This is a genomic window from Amazonocrinis nigriterrae CENA67 (assembly GCF_016056305.1).
Lineage (GTDB): Bacteria > Cyanobacteriota > Cyanobacteriia > Cyanobacteriales > Nostocaceae > Amazonocrinis > Amazonocrinis nigriterrae.
Genome location: NZ_JAECZC010000009.1, coordinates 15,619 through 33,721, shown reverse-complemented (window position 1 = coordinate 33,721; position 18,103 = coordinate 15,619). Strand labels below are relative to the sequence as shown.

Here is an 18,103-nt window from a genome sequence, read left to right as displayed (position 1 = left end):
TTCAAGCACAATCACACTTTCATTTATGTTTATAAATTTTAAATTGATAATAAAAGAAGCTGGTGAAACTGAAGATAAAAATTGTAATTTTGATAAAACTGTTGAATCTTAAAAACAAGAAGTAGGTATTATGCTAGTAATAACTTAAAACACAAAAATTTCAAAATCAATTTCAGCTAGATATAAAAATCAGCCTTATATGGTGGTTCTTCATCCGCTTTCAGATTTTCTTGACTACAATTGTGTCATTGACAACTTATCTCCTCGCTATTATTATCAAGGGTTTTGTCCTCAAAGTGGTGAACTGGTAAAACTACCCCGTACACCTTTGGTAGAAGCGATCGCTCATAGTTTAATGCAAAAGCTTGCCACAGATGAGCGTTATTCTCGTGAAGGCAAGATGTATGGGGTATTGCTGGTAGAACTGGCTACTGGAGAACAACGGATATTAAAAGCATTTTCCGGTCTTCTGAATGGTTACAGTATAGTTGAGGGTTGGGTGCCACCAATTCCTGGACGAGACGAAGTTGCTTTACAAGAAGCTCGTACTTTGGCTGAACTGGATGCAATCAAGTATGAACTCATTACCCTCAAGCTACTTCCAGAACGCCAGCAATACAAAACTTTGTCTGAGGAATTTCAGCAGCAGTTGCAAGCAATGAGCGATCGCCATCAACATTGCAAACATCAACGACATGAAAAACGTCAATTACTCTCTGAAATACTTACAGGAACAGCACTCACTACTGCACTTGAACAACTGGATGCAGAAAGCCGTCAGTATGGTATTGAACGGCGACAACTCAAACGCCGACGGGATGAAGCATTACACCTGCTAAAGCAGTTGATTGTAGCAGCTGATGCACGGATGCAGGAACTGAAACAGCGGCGTCAAGAAATATCCTGTCAATTGCAGACTCAAATGCACGCTGCTTACTCTCTGACGAATTTTTTAGGAGAATCGCGATCGCTACAACAATTGATGCCATCAGGCTCAATACCTACTGGTACAGGATATTGTTGTGCCCCTAAGTTACTACACTACGCAGCAACTCATAATCTCAAACCTCTAGCAATGGCAGAGTTTTGGTGGGGGCCGTCTTCAATGAATCAAGCTAAAGTTCAAGGAGAGTTTTATGGCGCTTGTCCAGAACGATGTCAGCCAATCATGGGGTTTCTGCTGTCGGGATTTCGACCTAACCCCCCTACCCCCTTCCCTACGAGGGAAGGGGGAGAAATGAGTTTACCCATTATTTATGAAGATGAATGGTTGATTGCTATCAATAAACCCGCTGGTCTACTATCCGTCCCTGGTCGTTATCGTGACAGTCAAGATAGTGTTCTCAGTCGATTGCGTCATCTGTTACCCGATGGCATGGCACTTATGCCTGTGCATCGGTTAGATCAAGAAACTTCTGGTATTCTTGTGTTAGCTCGCGATCGCTTGACTCATAGTCACCTCAATCGGCAGTTTCAGCAGCGTCAGGTTCACAAAGTTTATGAGGCTATACTTGCTGGTGCTGTAACAACTGACAAAGGTGTAATTGAATTGCCACTGTGGGGAGATCCGCAAAATCGCCCTTATCAACAAGTTGATTGGCAACGCGGTAAGCCTAGCTTGACAAACTTCAGGGTGATGGCGAGAGAAGGAAATTATACTCGTGTAGAGTTTATGCCATTGACAGGACGTACCCATCAAATCAGAGTTCATGCTGCTGATGTGCAAGGACTCGGCGTAACTATTTTAGGCGATCGCCTTTATGGATGTCGTGCCATTGCCAATCGATTACATTTACACGCAAGAGAACTTCGCTTTCAGCATCCACAGTTAGGTAATATGCTCTATTTACAGGCAAAAACGCCATTTTGAGAATTGAATCTCACGCAGAGACGCAGAGTCGCAGAGAAAGAAAAGATAGGTAATCTTAGAGCAGGAAGGAGTGGTTGAGCATTTGTTCCTTTTCTTTCTTCTCTTTACGTCCTTGGCGTCCTTGGTGAAGCAGTCGCAGTCTTGGACGGCACTTCCTTCAAGCCGGGAAACCCGTCCAACGGAGTGCCTCCGCTTTGCGTCGATTGCGAACTGCTGAACCCGGAGGACGGTTCGTTCAAAAAATTGACTTTGGCAAAAAGTTTCAGCCTAACTGAACCGTATTGTAATATATCGATTATTCATCATCACAATTCTTGCTCCAGGTGACAACAAAGCAGAGAATATTATCATCAGATGTCGCAGGTTAAGCCCAAGATTAAGAATATAGATGTAAATTGGGAAAGGCGATGTCTTACGACAAGCCACTGCGTGTCTAGGCTTGTAAATTCTCATGACAACAACGCTGCTGAACAATCGCTATAAAATTATCGAGGTACTTGGTGCTGGCGGGTTTGGTGAAACCTTTCTGGCAGAAGATACACACATGCCTTCTCGTCGTCGCTGTGTGATCAAGCAACTTAAACCTATGGCCAATGATCCACAAACCTACCAAATTATTCAGCAGCGATTTGAGAGAGAAGCTGCAACTTTAGAGTATTTAGGCGAAAGTAGTGACCAAATTCCCAAACTTTACGCCTATTTTTCGGAGAATGGGCAGTTTTACCTGGTTCAAGAATGGATTTACGGTCAAACTCTGAGAAATATTGTGGAAACTCAAGGATATAAGAGTGAAGCTGTAGTTCAGGAAATTCTCTTGAGTCTGCTATCAGTCTTGGATTATGTCCATAGTAAGGGCATCATTCACCGAGATATCAAGCCAGATAATATTATTCTCCGGTCTGTTGATAATAAGCCAGTTTTAATTGATTTTGGGGCGGTTAAAGAAACCATACGGTCAGTGGTCAGTAGTCCAGGAATGTTGACGCGATCGCTCGTCATTGGTACACCTGGATATATGCCTAGCGAACAAGCCGTAGGACGACCAGTTTACGCTACTGACATCTACAGTTTAGGCTTGACGGCAATTTACCTACTCACAGGCAAATACCCACAAGAATTACAAACTAACCAGCAAACAGGGGAAATCATTTGGCAGAATCACGCCCCTTATGTTTCGCCTCATCTGGCGATGGTACTCAATCAGGCAATTAAACCCCATGCAGGCGATCGCTATAGTACTGCTAGTAAAATGCTGTATGCTTTAAAGTCTGTTGGTGATATTTCTACACAGCCATCTACTAGAGCCAATACCATAGCCCCATCGACCCGGCAAACTCAAGCTTTATATTCTCCCCAGACAATACCCGCAAGCAACTGGCAAAAGCCTGCTTTGGTTATTGGCAGTTTAGTGGTTGGTGGTTTAATTGCTGGGGTTGCGATCGCTAAAATCATCGGTCAAGAACAGTCTCAAACAACCACTGCTAGGATTTCCACCCCATCACCAGAATCTTTGGCAACTCCTAGTTTGTCTATTTCTTCCCAACCTTCCCCATCTTCAGTTAAACCTACTTCACTACCACAGCAGCAAGAAAATTCTACTCCTGTAAAGCGCCAAGCAGAACCCAATCCTTCAGAAGCCTCGACACCACAGCCAGAGAGGAACCCTGTAACTTTAGATACCCCTAAACCCCCAGTCGTTTCAGCACCACAACAGCCCACAGAGAATCAAACTGCTGGAGTTCCCACACCAGAAACCCGTTCAACACCCCAGTCAAAGCCGCAGCAGCCAAAAACCACTGGAGTAAGCGTTCCAGCATTTCCCACAGGTACAGCAAGAAGCACAGTAGAGGCTACACTTGGAAAGCCAAAAAGAGATTTAAAAGGCGTTTGGGGTAAGACTCGTGCTGTCACATACAAGTTAGTGCCTAATCAAATCGACCTTGGTTATTTATTTGACCGTCAATCTGGAGTTTTGCGGCAAACTGAAGTTGCTTTTGCCCAATCAGTAGACCCACAGGTAATGCAGGTTACTATCAATGGTATGTTGGGTGGGCAAGCTACTGGAGAAATTAAACAAGGTCTGCAACAGATACAACAGAGGCAGTTAGACAACTTTACTTTTACCCAAGGCTCAGTCAAGGGTCAAATTGTCCGCCAGCAATGTGACTTTATTTACATTAGTATTTGGGATGCAGACTTACATGATTTTGTGAGTCCGTCGTCAGCTAAACAATGTTAACCTAGCAGCCAAGAGTTGATGAAGTGAAGGGCGATCGCATCTTTTTGTCATCAATAATTATTCCATTTTTTAATCAAGAAAATAGCATATACTAAAGCCCCTGTATCTAATATTGTAATGTCTTAAGAACGAATTATTAATTAGTATTACTACCTTTGTTTAAGCAAGTCAAACTTAGCTTAAATGGGCTGAGATGAAGGCAATAATAAACTCAATTACTAAAGCAAAACTTGATAGAGATATTGTCAGCTTATGCAATTATCAAATTACTATTCTATGGGTTAAAGATGAAGATTAAGTTAAGTCAAAGTAAATAAATAACTATCATATGAATTATTCATTCAATTATTTTTTTGTGCAATATTTTTGATTTATTATGTATTTTCGTTACTTCGTTAAGAACATAAAATAAAAATAGGTAGATATCAAGCTAATTCTTGAAGATTAAACACAAATCCAAAATCATTAGTTCATCAACTTGGAAATAAGTAGCTAAACCCATTAAACGTGAAATGTGCAAAGCGAGCTTCATGCTGACAAGCAAAGTCATCGCTAAAACTTTATTTGGCGTTTTTCAGAGTTAATTTACTTATATAGCCGCAACCCTTTTTTTAATGTAGGGAAAATTCATGAATTGCGCCTACAGCATAATAAAAAGGAGCCTAAATAAGGCTCCTTTTTCAATTAGTACTACTAATGTAATTTGGACTATTTCACAGTGACTGTACCACCAGCTTCTTCGATGCGTTTCTTAGCATCTTCAGCAGCATCCTTGGGAAGACCTTCCTTAACTGGCTTGGGTGCAGCTTCCACCAAGTCTTTCGCTTCTTTCAGACCCAAACCAGTTAATTCCCGTACAATCTTCAGTACAGCAATCTTCTTATCAGCAGGGACAGATTCGAGAATCACGTCAAATTCGGTCTTCTCTTCTACTGGTTCAGCAGCAGCAGCACCACCACCAGTAGGAGCAGCTATTGCTACGCCTACGGGTGCAGCAGCACTCACGCCAAAAGCTTCTTCAATTTGCTTGACTAATTCAGCAGCTTCCAGCAAAGTCAAGTTTTTCAATTGTTCCAAAATATTATCGGTTGCAGCAGACATTGATCTAACTCCTGTAATTTTGATTAATTATTTGTCAGTGGTCAGTTGTCAGTTGTCAGTTGACCATTGACTCTTGACTATTGACCGAATCGCTTAGTCTATTCGCCAGCGCTTTCAGCGCTACCGCCTTTTTCTCCCTCAGCCACAGCTTGCAAGGCACGAGCCAGAGAACCAGGAACTTCGTTGATACCCACGGCAATCTTGGTAGCCAAGGCGTTGATGGCTCCAGCAATTTGACCCATGAGTTGTTCTTTAGATGGCAAGTCTCCTAAAGCCTTGACATCAGGTTCTTTGAGCAGGCGACCTTCCATAACGCCACCACGAAGTTCTGTCTTCTTGGTAGCTTTTTGGAAGTCTTGATAAGCTTTAATTGCAGATGAAAAATCCTCTTTTACCAGCAAAAATGCCGAGGAACCTTTTAGTAATTCTGATAGTGGTTGCCATTTTTCCTGACCCTCAATAGCAATACCCATCAGGGTGTTCTTGGTCACCTTACAAACAGCACCACTCGGACGCAGCCGCCGCCGTAAATCAGTGATTTCAGCAACAGTTAGCCCCTGGTAATCAATTACCAGTGCCAAAGTTGACTCATTCAAAGTTTCTTTTAGGTCAGCTACTATCTCTTTTTTGTCTTCTATCGTTCTACCCATGCTTGTTTCACCTCCAAGGGCAAAATCATCGATTCCCTACTTGTGCATCTTGTTCTGACCGACCCAAAACAACAAACCCCAGCTATCTTAGCCGGGGTCTAGCAGTAATTCTTCATGCCATAACCACACCTTTATAGGTGATGTTCAGGCAATGAGAGTTCTAACCTAGGCAGGATATTAAGCTATTAGCACCTGCTGTCTCCGGCTTTAGCTATTCAATTAAAGTTAGTTAGGAGTTAGGAGTGAATAGTGAGAAGTTAAGAATAAAATTTATAACTCATAACTCCTAACTTCTAACTCTTAACTTTCATTACGCTGCTTCAGTCAGTTTTAAATCGCGTAGGGCGCTGATATCGACTCTAATCGATGGCCCCATAGTGGCAGACACATATACTGTACGCCAATAACGACCTTTAGCTCCTGAAGGACGGTTACGGTCAATCGTTTCTTGCAACGCCTTCAAGTTTACCAACAAATCTTCAGGCGAGAAGGATGCCTTACCAAACATAACATGAACTATACCAGTCCGATCAGCCCGGAATTCTAATTTACCAGCTTTGAATTCTGCGATCGCACTTGCTAAGTCAAAGGTCACGGTTCCACCCTTGGGCGATGGCATCAAACCACGAGGGCCTAGCAATTTACCTAGTTTTGCCACTTGAGGCATCACATCTGGTGTGGCAATTAGCTTATCGAACTCCATGAAGCCTTTTTGAATTTGGTCAATCAGTTCTTCGGAACCAGCTATATCCGCACCAGCATTGGATGCTTCTGTTACTTTTTCACCTCTGGCAATTACAGCTACCCGCACGACCTGTCCTGTACCTTTGGGCAGTGCTACTGTTGTCCGTAATTGTTGGTCTGTATATTTTGGGTCAATTCCCAGCCGGATGTGTGCTTCAGCGGCTTCGGGGAATTTAGCTGTTGCTGTCTCTTTGAGAAGGTTTAAAGCATCTAAAGGGTTATAATCCCTATCTTCTACTTTTGCTTGTAACGCCTGCAAACGGCGTGATATTTTTTTTGCCATTTTTTTCTCCTGGGGTCATTCCGAAGCTTCGCTTCTCCCCCGATAAAATTTTGTCATTTGTCCTTTGTCATTTGTCCTTTGTCATTTGTATTTTTTTACTAATGACTAATGACCAATGACTAATGACTAGTCTGTAACTGTTACACCCATATTTCTGGCGGTTCCTTCCACAATCTTCATTGCCGCTTCTATATCGTTGGCGTTGAGGTCAGGAAGTTTGGTTTGGGCAATTTCTTGCAATTGTGCCCTGGTAATTTTTCCAACTTTCTTTTTGTTGGGTTCATTTGAGCCTCTTTCTATTTTCGCTGCTTTGCGAATTAATACTGATGCTGGTGGCGTTTTCAGTACAAATGTGAAACTCCGGTCTTCAAATACTGAAATTTCTACAGGTATCACCATCCCAGCTTGGTCTGCTGTTTTGGCGTTGTACTCTTTGCAGAACATCATGATGTTAACGCCGTGTTGACCCAACGCGGGGCCAACTGGCGGTGCTGGGTTGGCTTTCCCAGCGTTCAAGGCCAGTTTAATGACCGCTACTACTTTCTTCGCCATTTGTATTTAACTCTGTTTCTCTACCTGATTAAATTCCAATTCCACGGGTGTATCTCGTCCAAAAATTGAGAGTAAGGCTTTGAGCTTACTCCGCTCTGGACTGACTTCAATCACCTCGCCTTCAAAGTCTTTAAATGGACCAGAAAGCACAACTATCTTATCACCAGTAGCCATGTCAATTTTGACAATTGGCTCTTGTTCAGCAGTCTGTTTAAATATACGTTCTACTTCTGAATGGCTCAAAGGCACTGGTTTAACGTGACCACGACCCTTGGCACTGCCACGTTTTTGCTCTGCCCCCACAAAATTAATTACATGGGAAGTGTTTCGCACCACCTGCCAGGAGTCATCATCCATCACCATCCGCACTAGCACATAACCAGGAAAAACTTTTTCTTCTGTGTGCTGGCGACTGCCATCTTTGCGAATTTTTACCGCTGGCGTGTGTGGAATTTCTACCTGAACTATTTTGTCGGCGACATCAAAAGTTTGGATGCGTTGCTCCAAGTTTGTCTTGACACGTTTTTCACAGCCGGAGGCTACTTGCACCGCATACCAGCGTGCTTCTTTGAGCGCTGTTTCTGCTGTTTCCTCTGACTGCAAAGTCGAATTGAGTGGTTCGTCTGTTGCAGAAGTCATCAGAATACCTGTTTTGCTGCCCAAGTGAAGAATCCATCAACCAAATAGATCAAAGAAGCGGAAAGTGTCACCATCAGCAACACAGCCGCTGATTCACTTACTAGCTGCTTGCGACTGGGCCAAACCACTTTCTCAAGCTCTTCTCTAGTTCCTTGGAAGAAGTTGAGCAAGCTAAACCCATTCGTGGTTTCTGGCATTTCTGCTTCATTTTTCTTGGCCACAGTCGTTTATCTCCCCATTCTTATATAGCTATATCCTGCTAGTTCACGTTCAGGGTTACAGCTTTAATTCCGTCCTAACTTTAGTGGAAGCAAGAAAGCTGCAAATAATAAAATAACTATACCCGAAATCACTAGCACTAACTGCTATACTAGCAGATGTGCTACTGTTCCGGGTTATGTTTTTTGCTTCCGAGCGCGCCCTGGAGGACTTGAACCCCCGACATCAGGTTTTGGAGACCTGCGTTCTACCAACTGAACTAAGAGCGCACAAGCTGGCTTGGATTCAGTTGTTGTGTTCAACCTTTTTAGTTTAACACAATCCGAACTCTATATTACCTTATTTTTGTCTTGGGAACAAATCAGCGGCAAATGCCGCTTGAGTTAAGATTTTTCCCATACTGTCTAACGCTTAATCACAAAGAACGGTCAAACCGTTGCTTGATCCGGGTAGCTTTACCTACGCGATCGCGCAGATAATATAGCTTAGCACGTCTGACTTTACCACGGCGCAAAACTTTGATGCTGTCAATTCGGGGAGAATGGAGCAGAAACACCCGCTCAACGCCAATACCTTGAAATACGCGGCGGACTGTAATTGTTTCATTAATACCGCCATTACGTTTGGCAATCACAACACCTTCGTAGGGTTGCACGCGGTATTTGTCACCTTCTTTGATTTTGACTCCGACTTTCACAGTGTCGCCCACGTAAATTAAGGGCAGATCCGATTTTAGTTGTTCCGCTTCAATGGAGCGGATAATCTCTTGAGCGCTCATAGCCTCTTTGCTTTAAAAACTCACAATCATCAATGATAAATCGAGAAACCTGTTTCAGTCTACTGATTTTACATCAGGACTTACCCAAGTTTCTATTTTCCTCTACAAGGTTGTTGAGAGTTAAAAGCAGCCTGTCGTGTAGTGAGGTAGTACAAGAGATTGGGTTCTCAAACCACTTGCATGAGAGCGAGAGAACCTCAAAACGCAAATGTCTCCTCTTGACTCTTAACTTCTATAACAAAAGATATATGTGCCAGTTGCATAAGCCTTGTAGATTTAGATATTGATAATTCTACCGATACGGCAGCTACAGTATGCAAGTTATATTGCAGAAGGCTGTGCTGAGGGTGTGATATTTATGAAATTTAGCGTCGTCATCACTACCTATAATCGCTTAAACTTGTTGCGTCGGGCTATTGATTCTGCTCTCAACCAGACAATTGCTTGTGAGGTAATTGTTGCTGATGACTGTTCGTCTCAAGATACTGAAATTTATGTCAAAAGCTTGGGTGACTCTGTTATCTATCATCGCAATGAAGTTAACAAAGGTCACGCAGCAACAGTCAATGCTGGAGTTCAAAAAGCTAGCGGCGATTGGATTAAGTTTTTAGATGATGATGATTACTTATCTCCCAACTGTATAGAACAAATGGCACAGGCGATCGCACTTTGCCCTAATGCTGCCATTTGTTCTTGTATTGCTGCTCAGGTGGATAGTGATGAAGTTGAACTCAGCCGCACCCCCCGACTTGGCCCTGGCTTAGCTTTCTGTATTCCCCAAGCAGATATTCATTACGGTATGCTCTTAGAGCTTGTACCCTTTGGTACACCTGTGCAAGTGGCTTGCCGTCGTGAGGCTTTCTGGAAAACTGGCGGATGGGATTCCCAACTAGATGCTAACTGTGATGACATTGATTCTTGGATTCGCATTGCCCAGTTTGGTGATGCCATTTTCCTCAATCAGTGCCTCGCTTACCGTACCATTTGGCCTGGCGCGTATAATCAAAAATTTTCTTTGGCTCGGCGACTAGATACCAATATTTTAATGAAAAAGAAAATATACGCTTTGATTGATAGTAAACATAATTCTCATGTTCCTGCTTTTGAACATATTAAAAATTACCTGAAACTACATTGGAGTTTGGTAGCGCTCAAGCAAAGAAACCTCCAAAGCTTTATATCAATATTAGATAAATCTTTGTTTTCTCTGTTTGCTTGGTGGCTTTTGTTGACTATTTTCTGCTTCCGCCACTCTCAAATTAACAACCCTCATATTCGCAAATTTGTATTAATTGAGTCTTAAATACGTGAGTTTGATGAACCTCTCCCCAACCCCTCTCCGACGCGGAGAGGGGCTTTGTAATTCATGACTTACGCAAAACTATGAAAAAACGTAGACGCGTAAGCGGCTTCCCGTTCGCCGTCAGGCGTTCCCGCAGGGTAGGGTACTGCAAAAGACACAAAGTAAAGAGGTTTTCAGAGAGTTCTTGTGTAAGTCCTATAATTATCTATTTTTCCTTTGTAACGACTAATGACAAAAGACAAATAACTAATGACAATCATTCTAATAAACACTAGATATTTAGTAAAATTTTTTCTTCCATACACGTAGCCAAGCTGACACTGGCTTTAACCAATTACCACCGAAAAGATCGTGCAGCAAAATATAAAAACAAGGGATGATAAACAGCGTCAGCACTGTGGCTAAAGATAAACCTGAAAACACAACCACACCCAAGGGTTGGAGAAATTCTGAGCCTTCGCCAATGCCTAATGCCAGTGGAAACATACCCAAAACAGTGGTAATGGTAGTCATTAATACTGGACGCAGACGTTGAGGTGCTGCTTGCAAAATTGCAGTTTTGCGGTCAACTTTGTCTCGTTCACGGATTTGATTTGCCAATTCCACCATGATGATGGCATTGTTAACTACAATACCTACCAATAAAACAGCACCAACTATTACAGTTGCACCAATGGGGGTCTTAGTGATGTAAAGACCGAAAATACCCCCAGCCAAGGCAAGGGGAATTGTAAACATAATGACTAATGGATCAATCAGAGAATTGTATTGCACCGCCATAACTACAAAGACTAAAAAGGCAGCTAATCCACCTAATAGTTGCAGTGAGCTTTGTAGTTGCTGATTAGATTCAGCTGCGGTACTAGGTAAGACGCTCACACCTTCAGGCAAATCTATACTATTAAGTACTGTATCCACCTCTGCCAAAGCATTGCTCAGGCTGGCTCCTTCACTTAAATTACCTGCAATTAAGAAAACCTGACGCTGGTTAATTCGCTGAACTTCTCCTGGAGCTTGACCTTCAACAACTTTGGCAACATCGCTCAGGCGGACTTGGTGGTTGTTTTCCACAAACAAAGGTAATCTTTCCAATTCAGAAGGTGTTTGCACAGATGTTTCATCTAACTGCACACGTACATCAACTAAACGGTTGCCACGTTGTAGTTGAGTTGGTACGCTACCTTCAAGTGCAGTTTGAATCGTTTCGCCAATATCTGTAGTATTTAATCCCAAAGCTGAAACTCTTTCCCAGTCTGGAATAATTTGGATTTCTGGTTGACGGTCATCTGCATCGGGGCGAAATCTGGCTTGGGTGACTCGTTCTTCTAGTGCTGTTAGTACTTGGCGACCAGCCTGTTGTAAAACATTGGCATCATTTCCTTGAAGAATTAAATCAACATCAGCACCACGCACCGGTGAGTTGTTGAGAATTAGGCCCCGCACTTGACCAGGAGCAAGACGCAAGCGAATTCCTACTAAATTTAGTTTGTTGAACTGTTTGGTGACTCGTTCTACATAAGCTTCCACATCTGTACCTGGTTTGAGGGTAATGGTGCTGGAAGCCCGTAAAGCATTTTCGTTGGTAGTATTGCCAAACAGAGAACCACCAACTGTGGAAAAAACATATTCTGTTTCCGGTTGCTTGCGGATAATTTCATCCACCGCAGCCATAACTTTTTTGTTAGTTTCTAGCGGTGTACCGGGAGGAAATTGAGCATTTAAGTTGGCTTGTCCTGTATTGATGCGGGGTAAGATTTCTTGAGGAATTTGCGGAGCCATCCACAAACTACCACCACCCAACAGGATAGTAGCGATCGCAACCGTTACTATTCGCCACCGTAGTATCCCAGCTAAAAATCCACCATAACCTCTAGTAGCAGCATCAAAGCGACGATTAAATTCTCGTAGTAGCCAAAAATTACTCAAGCGGCTAGAAAATTTCCATGCCAACATCCGAGATGCTAACATCGGTACAACGGTGACAGCTATCAAAATCGAAGCGGCTACGGAAAAGCTGATGGTAAGAATTAACTCGTTGAACAGTAGCGCGATAAAGCCACCAATAAGTAAAAATGGTAACACTGCTACCAAGTTTGTACTCGTGGAAGCAACTAAAGCTGATTCTACTTCTTGGCTACTTTGTTCTGCTTGAGAAATTAATTGTCGTGAATTCAAGGGGGTTCTCGTATCTTTGCCAGGAGTCATACCTGCGCCCTCGGCAATGTTCTCCAACATGACAATGGAGTTATCTACTACAATACCTACACCTAGAGCCAAACCACCCAAACTAAAAACGTTAAGTGATAAGCCAAATAACCCCATGAAAATGATGGCTGCAAGGGTTGCTAAAGGAATAGCGATGACGATGATAAAAGTTTGCCGTAGGGAACCTAAAAACAGGAGAACTGCGATCGCTGCTAATGCTGTGCCAAACAAGCCGGAACTAGTAACATTTGAAATAGAATTGCGGATAAACCGAGACTCATCTAAAGTTGGTGTCAAAACTGTTCCTTGGGGTATTACACCAGCTTGTCGCAATTCTTCCAAGCGTTTTTTCACACCATCTACAACATCAATGGTGTTGGCATCTGGCTGCTTTTGAATACTGACTTTTACAGCTTCTTTTCCATTGAGTAAGACGTAAACTCGTTGTTGTTCTGAACCATCAATGACTTGGGCAAAATCTCGCAAGTAGACGCGGCGAGTAGGGGTAGGGGAAGATGAGGGGGATGAGGAAGATGAGGGAGTAGATGTGACTTCAAAAGACAAGTCTTTGATTTGCTGGGCATTTTGAAAACGCCCCACGGTACGGGTTAATGGTTCAGAATTCTGTCCCAAAATTCGACCGCCAGAAATATCTTGGTTGCGGTCTCTAAGATGGTCTAGAACATCTGTTAAACCTACACCCAAAGCTTGCAAGCGATCCAAATCAATATTGACTCGAACTTCTTCATTAACTCCTCCTGATACGTCCACCCCTGCAACTCCCGGTACTACACCGAGTTCGCGGGCTAGTTCTTCTTCGGCAAAAACCCGTAAATCTACACCTGACAAGGAAGGCGAAGTTAATGCCAATTCGTAAACAGGTAATTGAGAAGGGTCAACTTTAAATAGGCGCGGTTCTTCAATGGTATCTGGTAAAGTACTTCTAGCTCTGTTAAAAGCAGCTGTAGCATCGTTTAAGGCTTGGTCAATGTTGCCGCCTGGTTGAAAGAACAAATCCAAACTGATCTGTCCTTCACGAGTTTGGGAAAAAACTTGAATCACGCCCTCAGTAGCTGAAAAGGCTTCTTCTAATGGCTTTGTAATTTCATCAACAGCTACCTCTGGCGAAACTCCGGGTGCTTGTACCCGCACACCAATTCGAGGATAGGTAATTGATGGTAGTAAATCTACAGGCAACTTGATAATAAAGAATACACCTAAGACTATCACTGCTAAGGTGAGCATGAGTGTGCCGATGTGTTGGCGAATTGATATCGCACTTAAACTAAATCCACCGCTATTCTGTACTTGCTGCATGACTGTCGCTTCGCTCCAATTAAAAATTAAAAATGTCAAAAGGTAATTTTTAATTGTTCACTTTTATTGTTTAGGGTTTGGCTGTGCTGTTTCGGAAATAATTGATAGTCTTACGGCTTCTCCCTCTTTTAACGGCTTACCACTACGGACAACATAGCGCTCTCCTGGTTGCAAACCAGATAAAATTTCCACTTGACTATTAGCCTTTTTCCCTAAAGTGACAGCACGCGCACTCACCTTGGTTTTACCTTCTATATCCTGTACTACAAAGATTGTCCCTACTTGGTCTTGTAGCTCCCCTGCTCCCTTGCTCCCTTTCTCCCCTGCTGGTTGCACAATAGCTGTCTGGGATACTACAACTCGCTGTGGTGTTTGAGTTGCAAAAATAACTCGCGCTAGTAGTCCGCTGCCAATTTGGTCTTGACTGTTGGGAATGACTACCTCCACTGGTATCAAACGCGCTGTGGCATCGGCGGCAGGAGAAATGCGTGTGACTCTGCCAATTAATACTTGATTTGGTAAAGCATCTAAGCGGACTTGCACAGATTGTCCTACTTGAATTTGTGCCCGTTCTAATTCAGAAACTTGTACTACAACTTTTACACGGTTAAAGTCGCCAATTTTCAGGACTTCATTACCCACTTGTAAGAGATTACCTGGTTCTGTGACTTTTTCTGTAACTACACCAGTAATAGGAGATATTAATTGAGCGTATGATCTGCGTTCTTTGGCTTGAGCAACGACTGCGGCTTGGGCGTTTACTCTTCTTTGTGCAGCAGCTACAGCTTGCTGTTCTGTGCGGACTTGCTCTTGAGCAGCTTTGAGTGCTTGTTCGGCAGTTTGCGCCTCTGTGCGTGCTTGTTGGGCTGTTTGTTCGGCGATCGCGCCTTGTTTAAATAGTTTTTGTTGCCGTTCTGAGTCTGCTTGAGCTTGTACCAGTTGTAGCCGTGTTCGTTCAACTTCAGCACGAGCATTGCCAACCTGAGTTTTAGCCCTGGCTACTTCTGATTGCAGTGCTGCTAGTTCTGCTTCTGCTTGTGTTAATGCTGTTAACACCAAAGCATCATCTAATAACCCGACGTTTTGCCCTTGGCTAACTTTATCGCCGACATCGAGGTTTAAAGCTAATAGTCTGGCTTCTATTTGCGATCGCACTGATACTATCCGAAATGGTGTAGTAGTACCTGTGTATTTCTGTGGTTGTTCTAATAAGCCAGTTTTAGCGATCGCTGCATCTACGGCTGTTGCACCGCCACCCCGTTGCTGATTCGGACTTTGAGATTGTGCGTCGGCTGCGTCTTTCTCAGATGAACCACAACTGGCCGTCATCAATCCAATACTCAACAAACAAGCAATCCATAAAGTAGGCTGCAAGCCAAAGCCATAGAGAAATTTCCGTGTATTCTCTTTGCTAGCTGTCTGATGTAACCGAGGATTAACTACTTGCTTTGCAACTGTGAAATTTTGCATTTTCAACAATTTCTGCGGGCTATTTCCGTCCAAAATCATTTATTTTGCTCCTATCAGGGCGGCTTTTGGCTCAAACAGCCGTTTATTGATGACTGATAATTGATGATTGATGACTGATGACTATTAACAGTGATTGTCTAATCTAATTGAAAAAAATCCCAGCACTACTCTGTTGACGCAGAGGTGGAGAATTTTATAGTACGCAATCCCATTGTATACTTAGTATACGTATGTTTAGCTTTTCTAAACTCATCCTCAAGATATAACACAAGCGATCGCTTCCAAATAAGCCTTTTATCTTGAGTTTTGAGCCTCACATCCGTGATTGGGTATTGGGTACTAGGTACTGGGAAACTTCTTCCTAATCCTAATCCCTAATCACTAGTCCCTTTTACAAATTGAATCTTGGGATTGTAGTCAAACTATCAGTAATCGTAGCAATATCTAGTTTAGATTAAGAAAATTATCAAAATTTGATATTTGAGACAGATGTAATGTAGTGAGTCTCAATGCTCAACTAGAGATTAACTTTGCGCGAGGACAAAAAACAGTGACATCACCACCACAAATTCTACAAACCGCTGAAGAGTTGCAGATTGCAGAGTTTTTCCAAGAATCAACAGGTAATTGGCGATCCGAACGGCGTTACTATACCCTTCCAGAAGGAGAAACCAAGGAAATTGAGAGTATAATTGCCATTCGTTTTTTAAAGCAAGGATGCGATGAATTGCAAAAACTTGCAAAGATGCACGATTTACCTGCTAGCGTAAGTTTGATGTGTGGTGCAGCAGTGACTTGGGAAAGTACTGATGTGCTACATGGTAGGAAGGAGTCAAAAGGTCATACACTATTTGGAGTTCTAGGAAATACTTTATATCGCGATCGCGGTTTTGCCACATCTAAACCAGTTACCGCAAAATATTATTTTCCCAACCCCAAAACTTTGTGTTTACGAACTGAGTACAACGGTTCAGTATTTGAGGAAGAGTTAAAGTTAATTGGTAGCAAATATCGCACGAGACAATCAATCATCTCCCGTGCTGGCGAACAATCAATGATTGGTCAGTACTTAGAAAAGAGAATTGAAATTTGAGACGTTAGTAAGCAAGTAGGGTGGACATTTTAATGCCCACCCTTCAGTAGAATACAGCGCTTTATGCACTTGCAGTAGAATCAGGTTGATTTAGGAAAGAACGTGTATTTAGTGACAGCATGACACGAGAAATACCAGTGAAGAGAACGCTGACACCTACAAGTATGCCAAGAACCCAAGGTGCGTTGAATGGCCACTGGAACCAAATCATTGCACCCAACACTAGGGTAATGATGCCATCACCCAATACCCAAGTCCAGTTTTGTTGTGGACGCAAGCGGAACGCCAAGATTAACTCAAATACACCTTCGGTTAACAAAAAGCTACCCAACAACAGAGTCAGAGTCAGGATACCAGTTTGAGGGTAAACGAACAGCATCACACCTGTAGCAATGTAGAGTCCGCTTAATAAAAGCTTCCACAAAAAACCGCCGCGATCGCGTGTTTGAGCAGCATATACTAGTTTGGCAAATCCTGAGAAAATAAGAATGAAAGCAAACCAAGTTTCAGCAAAAATTGTCGTCAGGAAAGGTTGAGCGATCGCAATAATTCCCAATATAGTCAAGAGAACACCGATTATCAGTGACGAATTGATATTTTTATTGATGTCATTAGAAACGTTGGTCGTCATACAAATTTTTCCCTATGTTTAATTGCACCTATGATTAGGCTAGGCAATTTTTCCATATCTAGGTAGAACCCTAAGATAGACACCAGGTAATAACTTGAGTTAGAGATAGTGTGATGGGTATTACAGGCGATCGCGCCTGCATTTATGAGATACTAATTTGGCAGTTAATAATTATACTCTTGGCTTACGACAATATTTGCCGCTACCTTGCTCAAGCCTATCCTTTTGCTTTTGTTAGTTGGTTGCTGAATGTCGAAGATATTGAAATTCAGCCTTTACCAACAGAACTCAGCCTCGAACCAATTCGTTCTGATGCACTTTATTTACTACCAAATAGAGGTCAAATTCTCCATTTAGAGTTTCAAACTATACCTTCCTCTAGCCCTCCGTTACCTTTACGGATGCTAGATTATTGGGTGAGACTCTACCGGAAATATGACTGTCCAATTGAGCAAGTTGTTATTTTTCTCAAGCAAACAAAATCACCTATAGTTTATGTAGAACAACTGGCTGTAGGAAGAACTATTCATCCTTATCGAGTAGTACGTTTGTGGGAGGAAGATCCTACTCCACTGTTGGAAAATCCAGCGTTGCTACCTCTAGCAATACTGGCTAGGACGGATACGCCAGAAGTCTTGTTAAGGCAAGTTGCGGATAAAATTGATAGCATTGAGGAGCGAGAGGAACAACAGAATATCTCTGTCTGTACTGAAATATTAGCTAGACTCAAGTTTAATAAAAATCTGATTCGGCAATTTTTACAGGAGGATTTAATGCGAGAATCACCACTTTATCAAGAAATTCTGCAAGAAGGTGAGTTAAAAGTAGTTTTTCGTTTACTTAATCGCAAGTTGGGAAATATAGAGCCGAATTTACAGTCAAAAATTCAGCAATTATCAAGTGAGCAATTAGAAGCATTAGAAGAGGCTTTGTTGGATTTTTCTGTTAAACAAGATTTAATCAATTGGTTAGAAAATTATCAATGATTTGATGTTAATAAAATTCGAGT

Annotated in this window: 15 protein-coding genes, 1 tRNA gene and 1 other annotated feature; of the genes, 5 read left to right on the top strand and 11 right to left on the bottom strand. The window is 42.4% G+C overall.

Annotated elements, in window-relative coordinates; all coding sequences use genetic code 11:
* The first annotated feature begins 199 nt into the window (after positions 1–199).
* Both I8748_RS07190 and I8748_RS07185 read left to right on the top strand, forming a co-directional pair.
* Positions 200–1,870 (top strand): RluA family pseudouridine synthase, encoded by a 1,671-nt coding sequence (locus tag I8748_RS07190; protein ID WP_198123963.1) that lies wholly within the window; start codon positions 200–202, stop codon positions 1,868–1,870.
* A gap of 451 nt (positions 1,871–2,321) precedes the next feature.
* Positions 2,322–4,109 carry a serine/threonine protein kinase gene (locus I8748_RS07185; RefSeq protein WP_198123962.1) on the top strand — a complete coding sequence of 596 codons (1,788 nt, stop codon included), beginning with the start codon at positions 2,322–2,324 and terminating at the stop codon, positions 4,107–4,109.
* Between the two features lie 708 nt (positions 4,110–4,817).
* On the opposite strand, the gene rplL is transcribed toward I8748_RS07185, so the two are convergent.
* From rplL to rplS, 8 genes are all read right to left on the bottom strand, one after another.
* Positions 4,818–5,210 (bottom strand): 50S ribosomal protein L7/L12, encoded by a 393-nt coding sequence (gene rplL / locus I8748_RS07180; RefSeq protein ID WP_198123961.1) that lies wholly within the window; start codon positions 5,208–5,210, stop codon positions 4,818–4,820.
* Between the two features lie 98 nt (positions 5,211–5,308).
* A complete protein-coding gene (gene rplJ, locus I8748_RS07175) occupies positions 5,309–5,860 on the bottom strand; it encodes a 50S ribosomal protein L10 (RefSeq protein ID WP_198123960.1) in 552 nt (183 codons plus the stop codon).
* A gap of 61 nt (positions 5,861–5,921) precedes the next feature.
* Positions 5,922–6,083: a sequence feature (ribosomal protein L10 leader region), on the bottom strand.
* A gap of 87 nt (positions 6,084–6,170) precedes the next feature.
* The gene (gene rplA, locus I8748_RS07170; protein WP_198123959.1) at positions 6,171–6,887 is read right to left on the bottom strand and encodes a 50S ribosomal protein L1; all 717 of its coding nucleotides are present in this window, start codon (positions 6,885–6,887) and stop codon (positions 6,171–6,173) included.
* A 126-nt stretch (positions 6,888–7,013) separates the two neighbouring features.
* Positions 7,014–7,439 carry a 50S ribosomal protein L11 gene (rplK, locus tag I8748_RS07165; protein ID WP_198123958.1) on the bottom strand — a complete coding sequence of 142 codons (426 nt, stop codon included), beginning with the start codon at positions 7,437–7,439 and terminating at the stop codon, positions 7,014–7,016.
* Between the two features lie 6 nt (positions 7,440–7,445).
* Positions 7,446–8,078 carry a transcription termination/antitermination protein NusG gene (gene nusG, locus I8748_RS07160; RefSeq protein WP_096558512.1) on the bottom strand — a complete coding sequence of 211 codons (633 nt, stop codon included), beginning with the start codon at positions 8,076–8,078 and terminating at the stop codon, positions 7,446–7,448.
* A complete protein-coding gene (gene secE / locus I8748_RS07155; protein WP_198123957.1) occupies positions 8,078–8,299 on the bottom strand; it encodes a preprotein translocase subunit SecE in 222 nt (73 codons plus the stop codon). The genes nusG and secE overlap by 1 nt, the downstream gene beginning before the upstream one ends.
* A 194-nt stretch (positions 8,300–8,493) precedes the next feature.
* Positions 8,494–8,566: transfer RNA gene (locus I8748_RS07150), tRNA-Trp, on the bottom strand.
* A gap of 146 nt (positions 8,567–8,712) precedes the next feature.
* Positions 8,713–9,075 (bottom strand): 50S ribosomal protein L19, encoded by a 363-nt coding sequence (gene rplS / locus I8748_RS07145; protein WP_198123956.1) that lies wholly within the window; start codon positions 9,073–9,075, stop codon positions 8,713–8,715.
* A gap of 358 nt (positions 9,076–9,433) precedes the next feature.
* Between rplS and I8748_RS07140 the strand changes: the two genes are divergently transcribed.
* Positions 9,434–10,378: a glycosyltransferase family 2 protein gene (locus I8748_RS07140; RefSeq protein ID WP_198123955.1), complete on the top strand. Its 945-nt coding sequence runs from the start codon at positions 9,434–9,436 to the stop codon at positions 10,376–10,378.
* A gap of 279 nt (positions 10,379–10,657) precedes the next feature.
* Here I8748_RS07140 and I8748_RS07135 read toward each other — a convergent pair whose 3' ends face one another.
* On the bottom strand, positions 10,658–13,900 hold the full coding sequence (locus I8748_RS07135; protein ID WP_198123954.1) for an efflux RND transporter permease subunit: 3,243 nt from the start codon (positions 13,898–13,900) through the stop codon (positions 10,658–10,660).
* Between the two features lie 63 nt (positions 13,901–13,963).
* Positions 13,964–15,409, bottom strand: coding sequence for an efflux RND transporter periplasmic adaptor subunit (locus tag I8748_RS07130; protein WP_198123953.1), 1,446 nt, complete (start codon positions 15,407–15,409; stop codon positions 13,964–13,966).
* Positions 15,410–15,920: 511 nt separating this feature from the next.
* Between I8748_RS07130 and I8748_RS07125 the strand changes: the two genes are divergently transcribed.
* A complete protein-coding gene (locus I8748_RS07125) occupies positions 15,921–16,463 on the top strand; it encodes a phycobiliprotein lyase (RefSeq protein ID WP_198124072.1) in 543 nt (180 codons plus the stop codon).
* Positions 16,464–16,524: 61 nt separating this feature from the next.
* On the opposite strand, the gene I8748_RS07120 is transcribed toward I8748_RS07125, so the two are convergent.
* On the bottom strand, positions 16,525–17,094 hold the full coding sequence (locus I8748_RS07120; RefSeq protein WP_198123952.1) for an HdeD family acid-resistance protein: 570 nt from the start codon (positions 17,092–17,094) through the stop codon (positions 16,525–16,527).
* A 113-nt stretch (positions 17,095–17,207) separates the two neighbouring features.
* Between I8748_RS07120 and I8748_RS07115 the strand changes: the two genes are divergently transcribed.
* The gene (locus I8748_RS07115) at positions 17,208–18,080 is read left to right on the top strand and encodes an Rpn family recombination-promoting nuclease/putative transposase (RefSeq protein WP_318781199.1); all 873 of its coding nucleotides are present in this window, start codon (positions 17,208–17,210) and stop codon (positions 18,078–18,080) included.
* Positions 18,081–18,103 lie beyond the last annotated feature (23 nt).